Origin of the sequence: Cellulomonas denverensis, assembly GCF_012396125.1 — a bacterium.
Lineage (GTDB): Bacteria > Actinomycetota > Actinomycetes > Actinomycetales > Cellulomonadaceae > Cellulomonas > Cellulomonas denverensis.
Genome location: NZ_JAAXOX010000003.1, coordinates 458,907 through 473,170 on the forward strand (window position 1 = coordinate 458,907; position 14,264 = coordinate 473,170).

8 protein-coding genes are annotated in these 14,264 nt (G+C 74.0%); 6 read left to right on the forward strand and 2 right to left on the reverse strand.

Annotated features, from left to right (window positions below; translation table 11 throughout):
* Window positions 1-22: 22 nt before the first annotated feature.
* Entirely contained in the window at window positions 23-3,013 is a 2,991-nt protein-coding gene (locus HGA03_RS19575) for a DEAD/DEAH box helicase (RefSeq protein ID WP_168629889.1), read from the reverse strand.
* Between the two features lie 189 nt (window positions 3,014-3,202).
* Window positions 3,203-5,026 carry an HNH endonuclease signature motif containing protein gene (locus tag HGA03_RS08965; RefSeq protein ID WP_168629890.1) on the reverse strand — a complete coding sequence of 608 codons (1,824 nt, stop codon included), beginning with the start codon at window positions 5,024-5,026 and terminating at the stop codon, window positions 3,203-3,205.
* Between the two features lie 313 nt (window positions 5,027-5,339).
* Here HGA03_RS08965 and smc point away from each other — a divergent pair, with 313 nt between their 5' ends.
* The 6 genes from smc to HGA03_RS08995 all read left to right on the forward strand — a co-directional run bounded on the left by smc (window position 5,340) and on the right by HGA03_RS08995 (window position 14,256).
* Complete coding sequence (gene smc, locus HGA03_RS08970) at window positions 5,340-8,918, forward strand: chromosome segregation protein SMC (RefSeq protein ID WP_168629891.1); 3,579 nt, start codon at window positions 5,340-5,342, stop codon at window positions 8,916-8,918.
* Between the two features lie 99 nt (window positions 8,919-9,017).
* Entirely contained in the window at window positions 9,018-9,494 is a 477-nt protein-coding gene (locus tag HGA03_RS08975) for a hypothetical protein (RefSeq protein WP_168629892.1), read from the forward strand.
* Window positions 9,495-9,535: 41 nt separating this feature from the next.
* Window positions 9,536-10,699, forward strand: coding sequence for a signal recognition particle-docking protein FtsY (gene ftsY, locus HGA03_RS08980; RefSeq protein ID WP_168629893.1), 1,164 nt, complete (start codon window positions 9,536-9,538; stop codon window positions 10,697-10,699).
* A gap of 140 nt (window positions 10,700-10,839) precedes the next feature.
* Window positions 10,840-12,153, forward strand: a complete 1,314-nt coding sequence (locus HGA03_RS08985) for an ammonium transporter (protein WP_168629894.1) — start codon at window positions 10,840-10,842, stop codon at window positions 12,151-12,153.
* Window positions 12,153-12,494: a P-II family nitrogen regulator gene (locus HGA03_RS08990; protein ID WP_168629895.1), complete on the forward strand. Its 342-nt coding sequence runs from the start codon at window positions 12,153-12,155 to the stop codon at window positions 12,492-12,494. The genes HGA03_RS08985 and HGA03_RS08990 overlap by 1 nt, the downstream gene beginning before the upstream one ends.
* A 10-nt stretch (window positions 12,495-12,504) precedes the next feature.
* The gene (locus HGA03_RS08995) at window positions 12,505-14,256 is read left to right on the forward strand and encodes a [protein-PII] uridylyltransferase (protein ID WP_168629896.1); all 1,752 of its coding nucleotides are present in this window, start codon (window positions 12,505-12,507) and stop codon (window positions 14,254-14,256) included.
* The last annotated feature ends 8 nt before the right edge of the window (window positions 14,257-14,264 follow it).

Below are 14,264 nucleotides of genomic sequence, written 5' to 3' on the forward strand. Positions count from 1 at the left end.
CGGGGCCCCGCCCGGGCCCCGCTCAGCCCAGCAGGTCGCGGACGTCCTGGGCGGTGAGGGCGGCGGAGAACAGGTTACCGTCGTCGATCACCGCGCTGACCAGCTCGGCCTTGCGGGCCTGGAGCGCCTGCACCTTCTCCTCGATGGTCCCCGCCGCGATCAACCGGTAGACCATCACGTGCTTGTCCTGGCCGATCCGGTGCGTGCGGTCGATCGCCTGCTGCTCGGCCGCCGGGTTCCACCACGGGTCGAGCAGGAACACATAGTCCGCCTCGGTCAGATTCAGCCCGGTGCCGCCCGCCTTGAGGCTGATCAGGAACACCGGGGCGTCGCCGGTGCGGAACTCCTCGATCACCCGCTCCCGTCCGGTGGTCGACCCGTCCAGGTGCACGAACGGCACCCCGGCCGCGGTCAGGCGCTCGGCGGCCAGGTCCAGGTAGGACGTGAACTGGCTGAACACCAGCGCGCGATGCCCCTCGGCCACCAGATCGTCCAACTGCTCCAGCAGCAGATCCAGCTTCGCCGAGCCGATCCCGGTCTGCTCCGGGTCGATCAGCACCGGGTCCAGGGCGAGCATCCGCAGCAGGGTCAGCGACCGGTAGACGATGAACCGCTGCCGGTCCAGGTCGTCGATCAGGCCGAACAGCTTCTGGCGCTCGCGCTGCAGGTAGAGGTCGTACAGGTCCCGGTGCGCGGGGGACAGCTCCACGGTGAGGGTCTGCTCCTGCTTGCCAGGCAGGTCGGCGGCGACCAGCTCCTTGGTCCGGCGGAGCAGGAACGGCCGGACCCGGCGGCGCAGCTGGGCCAGCCGCTCCTGCCGGGAACGCCCGAGGTCGGACGGCAGCGACCCGGCACCCCGTCCGGCGGTCACCCCGGTGCGTTCGCCCTCGATCGGCCGCAGGTAGCGCTCGGCGAACGCCCGCGCCGAGGGGAACAGCCCGGGCGCGGTCAGGGCCAGCAGGGCGTGCAGCTCGGTCAGCGAGTTCTCGATCGGGGTGCCGGTCACCGCCAGGGTGAAGGGTGCGCCCAGGTCGCGGGCGGCGCGGTGCACCTGGGAGCTGTGGTTCTTCACCTGCTGCGCCTCGTCCAGCACCAGGCCCGCCCAGTCCACGGCGGCGTAGGCCTCGGCATCCAGCCGGAGCAGGGCGTAGCTGGTCACCACCAGGTCGGCGTCCCGGGCCAGATCGGCCACCCGGACCCCGGTGGCCTGGGTGGCGGCGATCCGCCGGACCCGCAGCCCGGGGGTGAACCGGGCGGCCTCGGCTACCCAGTTCGGCGTGACCGAGGTCGGAGCGACCACCAGGAACGGGCCGGTGCTGCCGGACTCCACCGCATGCTGGATCAGCGCCAGGCACTGCACGGTCTTGCCCAGGCCCATGTCATCGGCCAGGATCCCGCCCAGCCGGTGCCGCCAGAGGAAGGCCAGCCAGTCCAGCCCGTCCTGCTGGTACGGCCGCAACCGGGCCCGCAGTCCGCGGGGCGGTGGTGTGGGCCGCGGCGCGTCGGCGGCGGCCTCCTCCACCAGCGCCCGCCACTGCACGGCCGGGGTCGCCTGGTCGGCCAGGTCGACGAAGTCCGCCCACAGGCTGGTCTGGTGCCGGCTGATCCGCGGGCCGGTCTCCCACTCGCCGAGGTCGCGCGCCTCGGTGATCAGCTCGCTCAGGGTGGCCAGCGCGGGGTGGTCGAGCGCGAAGTAGCTGCCGTCGACCAGCATCAGCTTCTTCCGGCCCTGGGCCAGCGCCCGGAACAGCGGGACGAACGGGATGTCCCGGCCCTCCAGGGTGACCGTCACCCCCAGGTCGAACCAGTCGTGCTTCTCGGTCGGCACCGTGGTGACGGTCAGCACCGGGTCGCCGCGCAGCTCGCGGTAGTCCGGCCGGGTGCCGACCGTCTCCACCGCAACCCCGGGCAGCGCGTCGATCAGCGGCAGCGTGACCGCGACGAACTCGGCCGCCTCCACGTCCCGCAGACTCACCGGTAGCGGCAGCCCGTCCTCGGACCACCAGCCCACGGGCAGCGTCCCGGCCGGGATCAGCGACCGCGGGTCGGGCGCCGGGGCACTGCGCGGGGCGGAGCGCCAGGACCAGCCCAACTCCACCGTGTGCCGCGGGGCGAAGCGCACGGTCAGCACCAGGGTCGGCGGCGCCGGCGGCGGGATGGACACCGAACCGTCTGCGGACCGCAGGTCCAGGGCCGTGCCGAGCAGTTCCCCGATCTGCTCGGCCGGGACCAGCACCCCGTCGCCGAGCGCGTCCGCCACGCTTCGCCGGCCGCCGGTCCCGAGCAGGGCGAGCTGCTGGGCGTCCAGCGGGGCGGTCACCGGGGCGAGCAGGATCCGGCGCGGCTGGGCCGGGTCGGCGACGTAGAGCCCGTGATCACCGATCGGGTGGGCGTGCCGCGGGTCGGCCGGCTCGCCGTCCACGGTCAGCCGGGCGGTCAGCCGGATCGCGTCGTCGGCGCGGGCGGCATCCAGGGTCAGCTCGGCCCGGTCACCGACCCGGACCTGCGCGCCGATGCCGGAGCCGACGAAGGCGATGCCGAGCTCACGGGCCTGGTCCAGCAGGTCCCAGAGCACCGGGTTGGCGAACTCGTCCAGGAACACCCAGTCCGGGTCGGTGCCGGGCAGGGCGGGCCCGGCGGCGCGGTGCAGGGCGCCGACCTCGCAGAACCAGCGGTGCTGGGCCGGGTCCAGCCCCAACCGGGTCCGCTGGTGCGGGATGTTGGTCCAGGTGACATTGCCGCGAGCCCATCCCTTGGTGGTCCGCAGCACCGGCCGGACTGCGAGGCGGTACTGCCCGTTCCCCGGTGGGTCGTCCCGCCGGGCCCGGCCGCCCACCGTGCGCGAGGTCGGGCCGTTCCACCGCTCCCGGGTGCGCGGGGTCAGCTCGCGCAGCTCGAACTGCAGGCCGGTGGCGGTGGTCGGTTCGGCCGCCGGGGGAGCGGACTCGGCGGTCACCGAGGCGACCAGGCTGCCGAGCACCTCGCGCCAGCGGTCGGAGGGCGGGGAAGACACCGCGTGATCGTGCCACGCGGCGCCGACATGCGGTGTCGCCGGGGTGCGGCTGTCGGGTCTCGGGTGGCCTTGATCACCACGTGCTTGGCACCGCCTGGTACTGCCGTCGGCCCTCGCGCGGGCTGCTCACCACCTGCCTGACGCCGCCCACGGCCGGATGGACGCTCGTGCGTCGTCGTGCGGCACCGGTCAGAACGGGATGATCTCGTCCCCCGCGTCTGCACTCGGGTGTGCGGGCGCGTGGGTCCCCACGGTCAGGAGCATGCGTGCATCGGCCGCCGTGGTCGGGCGCGCGGGTTGACCGGTCGCCGTCGTCGGGTGCGCGGGTTGATCGGTCGCCGTCGCGGGGCGTGCACGCTCAACCCCCGCCGTTGTCGGGCGTGCTGGTTCGTAGGTGGCCTCTGTCGGGCCTGCTGGTTGGCCGGTGATGGTCCCGGGTGGGTCGCCTGGTCGTTCGCGGAGCATGCGGTGGTAGCCGTCACGTCCGGGCACCGACACGTAGCGGCGGGTGAGGCTGGTCCAGACGATTTCTCCCGCGGCGGTCTGTTCGATCCGGTGTCCGGCGTGGGTGCGCAGCAGGTGGTCGCGCCTGCACAAGGGTGCGAGGTTGGTGGCGGCGGTGGGTCCGCCGTCGCTGAAGGGGATGGTGTGGTCGAGGTCGCAGGCGGTCGCGGGTACGGTGCAGCCGGGTCTGGCGCAGGTGCGGTCGCGGGCGATGACGTGGTCGGCGAGTTCTTGTGGTGGCCGGTATCGGGTTCTCCCGACGTCCAGGACTGCGCCGGATAGGGGGTCGGTGACCAGGCGCCGCCAGACACCTCCTGCGGCCAGGGCGCGGGCGGTGGTCGCGTCGATCGGCCCGTGTCCATCCATGTCGGCGGGTTCGTCGTCCGCACCGATCAGTGTCGACAGGGGCACGGTCACCCTGACCTCGACCCGGGGCCGGGTCACCGACGGCGCACGGTGGGCTGATCCCTCGTGATGGTCCCCGTCGGCGCCGTGGTCGTTGTCCTGGCCGTGCTCGGGCAGCAGTGGCGCCCAGGCGGGTCCGACCAGTGCCGCGTCCAGCAGCGCGTCCGCGCGCAACTGGGCCAGGGTGCGTTCGTCTCCTCCGTGGCGTAGCGCGTGGGCGGAGGCGTCCAGTGCCTTGTCCAGTCGGGCGGCGTCCTGGGCGGGTAGGAACGCCCAGATCCCGGCCATCCCGTCCCCGAGGGGTTTGGGGCGGGCAACGTGCCGGTCCGCGCGCCCCCGCCGGCGCCGCATCGCCCCACCATCAGGGTCCACGCGTAGCAACGCCCGGTCGATGTCACGGGACAGTTGCGCCGCGGTCCGCTCCGACGCACCCGGCAACACGGTCGTTTCGACTTCCTCGGCGGTGAACAGGTCCACCCCGGCCAGGCGGCGCACCATCACCCGGGCCCGGGCGGTATCGATCCGCCCGGTCCGTAGCGCCTGACCCGTGCCCGGCAGGTACCGCTCATACGCCAACCCCTCATCCACCAGGGTCTGGGCGGACCGGCGCCCGATGTTCAGGTAGATCGCCAACTCATCCGCCGCAGTGTTCGGGCGGTGGACGTTCCCGGCGTACTCGGGCCAGACCGGGTTCATCTCGTCCCGTTCGGCCAGTTCTGCGGCCACCCTGGCGGAGACCGCGTGGGCCCAGGACTCCAACCGTGCCGCGGCCTCGGCGACCGCGGGCAGGTCCAACAGGTCCACCGCGACCGGGTCGAGGTTGGCCAGCATCCGGGCCAACACCGGACCGTTCTCCGCGAGCATCTCCTCGACCTGGGCGCGCGGGTCCAACGTCGGGTCGGCCGCCGTCTGTTCGGCCGCGACCCGGGCGGCTAGCACCGGGTCTTCGACCCACCGCGGGGGTGCGTCCTCGACCGGGTCGGGCAGACCGCCGTCTTCGAGCCACCACAGGTCACCGCCGACGTCCCACGGGTCGGTGAACACCCGCGCGCTCGACCGCACCGGGAGCTCCCGGTGGTCGTGTTCGCGCAGGTCAAGTGCCATAAGACGACACTACCCGCCACCACCGACACGCCCCGGTGAGGTCCGACGATCCTTCGCGTTCGTGGCCCGACCGCCAGCCGGCCGCACCGCATGACGTCCCGTCCTGGATGGTGATGTCGGCGTCCGCCCCAGACATGAGGCAGGACCCGCGCCCGTCCGGTCCCGGGCGGGTTCCCGCGTCGACCCGAAGGCCCGGTACTCGCCGGCACACGCTCCCCGCGCAGGTCGGCACAGCGATCGATCGCCACGGCTCGAACCGCGACCGGCCCCCCGGTCACCGCCCTGGCCCGACTTCGCAACTAGGCTGCCCCGCGTGCATCTGAAGACGCTCACCCTGCGCGGGTTCAAGTCGTTCGCCTCGGCGACGACGCTGAACTTCGAGCCCGGGGTCACCTGCGTCGTCGGCCCGAACGGCTCCGGGAAGTCGAATGTGGTCGACGCGCTGGCCTGGGTGATGGGCGAGCAGGGTGCGAAGTCGCTGCGCGGCGGCAAGATGGAGGACGTCATCTTCGCCGGGACCTCCGGGCGTCCGCCGCTGGGCCGGGCAGAGGTCGCGCTCACCATCGACAACACCGACGGCGCGCTGCCGATCGAGTACACCGAGGTGACGATCTCCCGGACGCTGTTCCGCAACGGCGGGTCGGAGTACGCGATCAACGGCCGGGCCGCCCGGCTGCTGGACATCCAGGAACTGCTCTCCGATTCCGGGCTGGGCCGGGAGATGCACGTCATCGTCGGGCAGGGTCAGCTGGACGCGGTGCTGCGCGCCACCCCGGAGGAGCGGCGCGGCTTCATCGAGGAGGCCGCCGGGGTCCTCAAGCACCGCAAGCGCAAGGAGAAGGCGCTCCGCAAGCTGGACGCCATGCAGGCGAACCTGACCCGCCTGACCGACCTGACCACCGAACTGCGCCGTCAGCTCGGACCGCTCGGCCGGCAAGCGGAGGTGGCCCGCAAGGCGCAGCTGGTGCAGACCGACCTGCGGGACGCGCGGGCCCGGCTACTGGCCGACGACCTGGCCCAGCTGACCGCCGCGCTGGCGCAGGACATCGCCGACGAGTCCGCTCTGCTGGCCCGCAAGTCCGCCGCCGAACAGGCGCTGAACGCCGCCCGCGACCGGCTGACCACCCTGGAGCGGGAGGCCGCCGAGGCCGCGCCGGCGCTGGGGGAGGCCGCGGACACCTGGTACCGGCTGTCCGCGCTGCGTGAGCGGTTGCGGGGCACGGCCTCGCTGGCCGCCGACCGGGCCCGGCTGCTCGGCGCCGCGGCCCCGGAGCGCACCGACGGCCGCGACCCGGAGGAACTGGAGCGCCAGGCCGAGCGTGCCCGGGCGGCGGAGGCCGAACTGGCCCGGGAGGTGGCGGTCGCCCAGGAGGCGCTGGACCGTGCCCAGGGCGCCCGGCAGGAGGTCGAGCAGCAGGCGCAGGAGGCCGAGCGGGCGCTGGCCGCGGTGTTGCGTGGCGCCGCGGACCGCCGGGAGGGGCTGGCCCGGTTGGCCGGACAGGTCGCCGCCCGCCGCAGCCGCCTGGAGGGCACCGAGGCCGAGCTGGGCCGGCTGCACCAGACGCTGGCCGAGGCGGAGAAGCGCGGGCATGCGGCCACGGTCGAGTTCACTGCCCTGGAGACCCAGGTCGCCGGGGTGGAGCAGAGCGAGGAAGGGCTGGACGCCGAGCACGAGGCGGCAGCCGACACCCTGGAGCAGGCCGGTGCCCGGGTCCGGGAGCTGACCGAGCGGCTGGCCGCCGCCCAGGCCGAGCGCGGGGCACTGGAGTCCCGGATCGAGACCCTGGAACTGAGCCTGACCCGCAAGGACGGTGCCGGTGCGCTGCTGGCCGCCGAGGACCTGTCCGGGGTGGTCGGATCGTTGGCCGCGCTGATCGCGGTGGCGGAGCCGGATGAGGAGGCGATCGTCGCCGCCCTCGGGGCGAGTGCGGACGCGGTGGCGGTGCAGTCGGTGGGCGCGGCGGTGGACGCGATCCGGTTCCTGCGCGACCAGGACGCAGGCCGGGCCGCGCTGGTGGTGGCGGACGGTGGCGCGGCGAGCGAGCCGGACCAGGGCGCGGCACCCGCGGGCAGTACCTGGGCGCTGGACCTGGTGCAGTCGCCAGCGTCGATCCGTCCGGCGGTCCGGGGTCTGCTGACCGGGGTGGTGGTGGTCGACGACCTGGCCGCTGCCCGGTCAGTGCTGGCCGAGGCACCCCAGCTGGTGGTGGCCACCCGGACCGGCGACGTGCTGGCCGCGCACCGGGCGCACGGTGGATCGGCGGCGGCGCCCAGCGCGCTGCACCTGCAGTCGGCGCTGGACGAGGCGCGGGCCGGTGCCGCGCGGGCGACCGCCACCGCCGAGCAGTCCCGGTTCGCGCTGGCCGAGGCTCGGGAGGCCGAGGCAGCCGCCCGCGCCGCCTACGAGGAGACGCTGGACCGGCTGAACGAGTCTGACGCCGCGCTGGCCGCGGTCGCCGAACAGCTCGGTCACCTGGGCGCCACCGCCCGGGCGGCCACCGCGGAGGCGGACCGGATCCGGGCCACCCTGGCCACCGCCGAGCAGGCGCTGGCGGACGGGCAGGCCGAACTCGCCGAGCTCACCGCCCGGCTGGCCGCCGCGGAGGCCGAGCCGCAGGACACCGAGGCGGCGATCGAGCAGCGCACCGCCGACCGGGACGCGCTGGCCGAGCGCGCCACCGCCGCCCGGGCGCAGGAGACCGAGGCCCGGCTGACCCTGCGCACCAGCGAGGAGCGCGCCCGGGCGCTGGCCGGACGGGCCGAGTCGCTGGACCGGGCCGCCCGGGCCGAACGGGAGGCCCGGGAGCGCGCCGCCCGCCGCGAGCAGCAGCGCGCCCGGCAGTCCGCCACCGCCACCGCCGTGGCCCGGGGCGCCGAGCGGGCGCTCACCGCGGTGGAACACGCCCTGCAGCGGGCGGCGGACGCCCGGGAGGCGGCCGAGGCGGCGCGCACCGAGCGGGAGACCGAGCTGGCGGCGGTCCGCACCGAGGTCGATCAACGGCAGGGCGAGCTGGCCCGGCTGACCGACGCCGCGCACCGGGACGAGATGGCCCGGGCCGAGCAGCGGATGCGGATCGAGGCCCTGCAGAACCGGTCGGTGGAGGAGCTGGGCATCGACCCCGCGGTGCTGGTCGAGGAGTACGGCCCGCACCAGGGCGTGCCGGTGCTGGCCGAGGACGGCTCGCCGGTGCAGGACGAGGACGGCGCCACCCAGCTGATGCCCTTCGTGCGCGAGCAGCAGGAGAAGCGGCTGGCCGCTGCCGAGCGTGCGCTGGCCCGGCTGGGCAAGGTCAACCCGCTGGCGCTGGAGGAGTTCGCGGCGCTGGAGGAGCGGCACCAGTTCCTGGTCGAGCAGCTCGGCGACCTGAAGAAGTCCCGGGCCGACCTGCTGCAGATCGTGCAGGACATCGACGACCGGGTTGAGCAGGTGTTCACCGACGCCTACCGGGACACCGCCGCGCAGTTCGACCGGGTGTTCCCCCGGCTGTTCCCCGGTGGGGAGGGCCGGCTGGTGCTGACCGACCCGGCGAACATGCTCACCACCGGCATCGAGGTCGAGGCCCGGCCGGCCGGAAAGAAGGTCAAGCGGCTGTCGCTGCTGTCCGGTGGCGAGCGGTCGCTGACCGCGGTGGCGCTGCTGGTGTCGATCTTCAAGGCCCGGCCCAGCCCGTTCTACGTGATGGACGAGGTCGAGGCGGCACTGGACGACGTCAACCTGGGCCGTCTGCTGGAGATCTTCCGCGAGCTGCAGGAGGACTCCCAGCTGATCGTGGTCACGCACCAGAAGCGCACGATGGAGATCGCCGATGCGCTGTACGGGGTGACGATGCGCGGTGACGGGGTCACGACGGTGATCAGCCAGCGGCTCGCCGACGAGTCCGCCGCCGGATAAATCGCCTAGATCGCCCGGATTGTGAAGATCCGGTGCCAGTTGCGCCAGGACCCGGGCCGCTCGACGGGCGACTTCGCCGCAGAAGCGGAGGATGGTGCCATGGGCGCGTACGTGGTAGGGGTTCTGCTGGCACTGGTGGCCGCTGTGGCGGTGATCGTCGTGGCGAGCCGCGGCAGTGACGAGGGCACCAGCTGGCGGACCTTCGTCGCCGACTTCAAGGCCGGCTGGCGGGACCGCAAGAACAAGGTGCCCGAGCCCGAGCCGGTCGACGTGCCCTTCGACGAGCTCTTCGACGCCGAGGCCCGCCCCGGGGACGACTACCTGCAGCTGGACGAGTTCGCCGAGTTGATCGAGCGCACCGGCGACCGGGCCGGCCAGATCTGGCACCACGACCGCGGTGCGGAGGACGGTCTGCCCAGCCAGGACCGCGGCCCGTGGTTGCTGCACCCGCGCGGGCACCGCACCGACGCTGCCGGTGGCGAGCAGCCGCATGCCGACCAGGCCCGGACCGAGGCGCCCGAGCAGCCCGCCCCGCCGCGCGCGCCCCGCCGGACCAGCATCTCCTCCCAGCACTGAGGCGGGCGGCGCCGACCCGCGCCGCCTGACAGACTGCTCCCGTGGACCACTCCGACCTTCTCACCCTGCTCTACGTCGCCGTCCCCGCCCTGGCGGTGATCGCCGGCGGCGGCACCTGGATCGCCCGGCGCCGGCGCGGCGGTGACGCCACCGGCACCACCACCCTGGAGCGCCCGGCCGGTCCGGCCGAGGTCGACGCCCCGGAGGCGCCGGTCGCCGACGACGTCGCGGTCGAGACCCCGCCGGCGCCCGAGCTCGAGGTGCCGGCCCCGGCCGCCGGACGGCTCGCGCGGCTGCGGGACCGGCTGGCCCGCTCCGGCTCGCCGCTGGGCGCCCGGATGCTGCAGGTGCTCTCCCGCGACCACCTGACCGAGGACGACTGGGACGAGCTGGAGGAGACCCTGCTGCTCGCCGACGTGGGCGCCGGGCCCTCGGCGGAGCTGGTCGACGCGCTGCGCACCCAGGCCCGGGTGCAGGGGCTCAAGGACCCGGCCCAGGTGCGCGGCCTGCTCCGCGAGCAGCTGCTGGCCCTGGTCGACCCGTCGCTGGACCGCGCGCTGGCCACCACGCCCGGCCAGGCCGAGGACGGCAGCCGGACCCCCGCCGTGGTGATGGTGGTCGGGGTGAACGGCACCGGCAAGACCACCACCGTCGGCAAGCTGGCCCGGGTGCTGGTCGCCGAGGGCAACCGCGTGCTGCTGGGCGCGGCCGACACTTTCCGCGCCGCCGCCGCCGACCAGCTGGAGACCTGGGGCTCACGGGTCGGGGTGCGCACGGTCCGCTCGGAGAAGGACGGCGCCGACCCGGCGTCGGTCGCCTTCGAGGCCGTGGCCGCGGGCATCGACGACGGGGCGGACGTGGTGCTGGTCGACACCGCGGGCCGGTTGCAGAACAAGGCCGGGCTGATGGACGAGCTCGGCAAGATCACCCGGGTCATCACCCGCCGGGCCCCGCTGTCCGAGGTGCTGCTGGTGCTGGACGCGACCACCGGGCAGAACGGGCTGAACCAGGCCCGGGTGTTCGCGGAGGTCTCCGGGGTGACCGGCATCGTGCTGACCAAGCTGGACGGCACGGCCAAGGGCGGCATCGTGGTGGCGGTGCAGCGCGAGCTCGGCGTGCCGGTGAAGCTGGTCGGCCTGGGCGAGGGCCCGGACGACCTGGCGCCCTTCGACCCGGAGGAGTTCGTGGACGGCATTCTGGGCTGAACCGGACGCCGCAACCGAACGTTTACCTCCGGAGAGCTTCCGTCACACCGGTGTAACACGCCCGGCGAACCGTCGAAATCGCCTCGCTCCACGCTGTTCCCCGACCGGCCGCCCGGCTGGCGAGGGGAGAGGCGTTCCACATGGACCTGGACACCGGAGCGACAGCCTGGATGCTGATGTCAGCATCCCTGGTGCTGCTCATGACGCCTGGTTTGGCGTTCTTCTACGGGGGCATGGTGCGCGGCAAGTCCGTGCTCAACATGATGATGATGTCCTTCATCGCCATTGGTGCGGTGGTGGTCGTCTACGTGCTGTACGGCTGGTCGATGTCGTACGGCGCCGACGTGGGGGGCCTGTTCGGCAACCCGTTCGACCAGTTCGGACTCAGCGGCACGATCTGGAACGACGACGGCAGCTTCGCCATCGACGCCTTCGGGGTGCCGGTGATCGTCGGGGTGGCCTTCCAGGTGACCTTCGCGATCATCACCGTGGCGCTGATCTCCGGCGCCATCGCCGACCGCGTGAAGTTCAGCACCTGGGTGGTCTTCGCCGTCCTGTGGGTGACCGTCAGCTACTTCCCGCTGGCGCACATGGTCTGGGGCGGTGGCCTGCTGTCCGGCCTGAACGAGAACGGCGTCGCGGCGCTGATGTTCGGCTGGGATGCGGAGAATGCGGTGGCGAACGTCGCCCCGATCGACTTCGCCGGTGGCACCGTGGTGCACATCAACGCCGGTATCGCCGGCCTGGTGCTGGCCCTGCTGATCGGCAAGCGCAAGGGCTTCGGCCGGGAGCCGATGCGGCCGCACAACCTGCCGTTCGTGATGCTCGGTGCCGCCCTGCTGTGGTTCGGCTGGTTCGGCTTCAACGCCGGTTCGGCCTTCACCGCCGACGGCAACGCGGGTCTGGCCTGGGTCAACACCACCGCGGCCACCGCGGCGGCGATGATCGGCTGGCTGATCACGGAGAAGATCCGGGACGGGCACGCCACCAGCCTGGGCGCCGCCTCCGGTGTGGTCGCCGGCCTGGTCGCGATCACCCCGGCCGCCGGTGCGCTGCGCCCGGTGACCTCGATCGTGCTCGGTGTGGTCGCCGGTGTGCTGTGCGCGCTGGCGGTCGGCCTGAAGTACAAGTTCGGCTACGACGACTCGCTCGACGTGGTGGGTGTCCACCTGGTCGGCGGTCTGGTCGGCACCATCGGCATCGGCTTCCTGGCCGCCGAGGGTGGGCTGTTCTTCGGCGACGGGGTCAAGCTGCTCGTGGTGCAGATCGTGGTCGCCCTGCTGGCCCTGGTGTTCTCCGGCCTGGTGACCCTGGTGATCGGGTACATCCTCAAGGTCACCCTCGGCTGGCGGGTCAGCGAGGAGGCCGAGGTCGGCGGGATCGACCTGGCGGTGCACGGTGAGACCGCGTACGAGACGCTGGGCGGAGCCCGCGTGGTGACGGAGGTGAAGTGATGACGAAGCTCGTGTCGGCGGTCATCCAGCCGCATCGGCTGGACGATGTGAAGTCCGCCCTGGAAGCAGCCGGGGTCCGCGGCCTGACCGTGAGCGAGGCCAGCGGCTACGGCCGTCAGCGCGGTCACACCGAGGTCTACCGCGGCGCCGAGTACACCGTGGACCTGGTGCCCAAGGTCAAGATCGACGTGCTGGTCCGCGACGAGGACTCCGCCGAGGTGGTGGAGGTGCTGGTCAAGGCGGCCCAGACCGGCAAGATCGGCGACGGCAAGGTGTGGGTCGTCCCGGTCGAGGACGTCGCCCGGGTCCGGACCGGCGAGCACGGCCCGGACGCCCTGTGACGGTCACCCCGTGACGACCGGTGAGGTCCCGCACCCCCCGACGGTGGGGGTGCGGGACCTCTCCGCTGCCCGGTTCGCGCTGGCTCGGCGGTACCAGGACGGTGGGGCCCGGCGCCGGGCGATGTCCGACCTGGTGCTCGGCGCCCTGACCGAGCTGTGGGCCGAGGCGACCGGGGGTGGCGAGACCCCCGGGATCGGGCTCGGCGTGGTCGGTTCGGTGGGCCGCGGCGACGCCAGCCCCGCCTCGGACCTGGACCTGCTGCTGGTGCACGAGGGCCGTGGGCACTCCGCCGCCGACATCGCCGCGCTGGCCGACCGGCTCTGGTACCCGATCTGGGACGCCGGGCTCGACCTGGACCACTCGGTGCGCTCGCTGGCCCAGTGCCGCCAGGTCGCCAGCCGGGACCTGCCCGCGGCGGTGGGGCTGCTGGACCTGCGCCCGGTGGCCGGTGACGCCGGGATCGTGCACCGGGCCCGGTCCGCGCTGCTCGCCGACTGGCGGTCCGCCGCCCGGCGCCGGCTGCCCGAACTGCTGGCCTCCACCCGGCAGCGCGCCGAACGGCACGGCGAGCTCGCCTACCTGATCGAACCCGACCTCAAGGAGGCCCGGGGCGGCATCCGGGACGCCGTGGTGCTGTCCGCGCTGGCCGCCACCTGGCTCACCGACCGGCCGCACGGGGCGGTGGACGCCGCGCACGCGCACCTGCTGGACGTGCGGGACGCGGTGCAGACGGTCACCGGCCGGCACACCAACCGGTTGCTGGCCGCGGACCAGGACGAGGTCGCCGACCTGCTCGGGGTGGGGGACCGGGACGACCTGCTGGCCGGGCTGGCCGAGGCCGGCCGGGTGATCTCCTACGCGCTGGACTCCACCGCGCGCAACGCCCGCCAGGCCCTGCACCGCCCGGCCCGCGCCCCGGTGCTGGTCCGCGGCCGGCGCACCGCCCCCCGGCTGCGCACGGTCGCCGAGGGCCTGGTCGAGCACGACGGGGAGCTGGTGCTGGCCGCCGACGCCCAGCCGGAGCACGACCCGGTGCTCGCCCTGCGCGCGGCCGCCACCGCCGCGCGCACCGGGCTGACCCTGTCGCCGATCAGCGTCACCAGCCTGACCCGTACCCCGCCGCTGCCCACCCCGTGGCCGCGCAGCGCCCGCACCCTGCTGGTGCAGCTGCTGGCCACCGGCCCGGCGCAGGTGCCGGTCTGGGAGGCGCTGGACCTGGCGGGGGTCGTCACCACCTGGATCCCGGAGTGGGCGGCGATCCGGAACCGGCCGCAGCGCTCGCCGATCCACCAGCACACCGTGGACCGGCACTGCGTGGAGTGCGCCGCGGTCGCCGCCGGACTGCGCAAGGACGTGCAGCGGCCCGACCTGCTGCTGGTCACCGCGCTGCTGCACGACATCGGCAAGCGGGCCGGGGCCACCGACCACGCGGTCACGGGCGCACGGCTGGCCGGTCCGATCGCCGCCCGGATGGGCTTCACCCCCGCGGAGGCGGCCGACATCGCGCTGCTGGTCCGCGAGCACCTGACCCTGTCCGAGCTGGCCACCACCGCCGACCCGGAGGACCCGGCCACCGTCGACCGGCTGCTGACCGCCGTCGATCACCGACCGGACCTGCTGCACCTGCTGCGCGCGCTGACCGAGGCGGATGCCAGTGCCGCGGGCCCCACCGCCTGGACCGCCTGGCGGGCCCGGTTGGTCGACGATCTGGTCGGCCTGGCGGCAGGTAGGCTGAGGCGTCCCGAGAATCCCGAGAGGTGAGGTCCGCG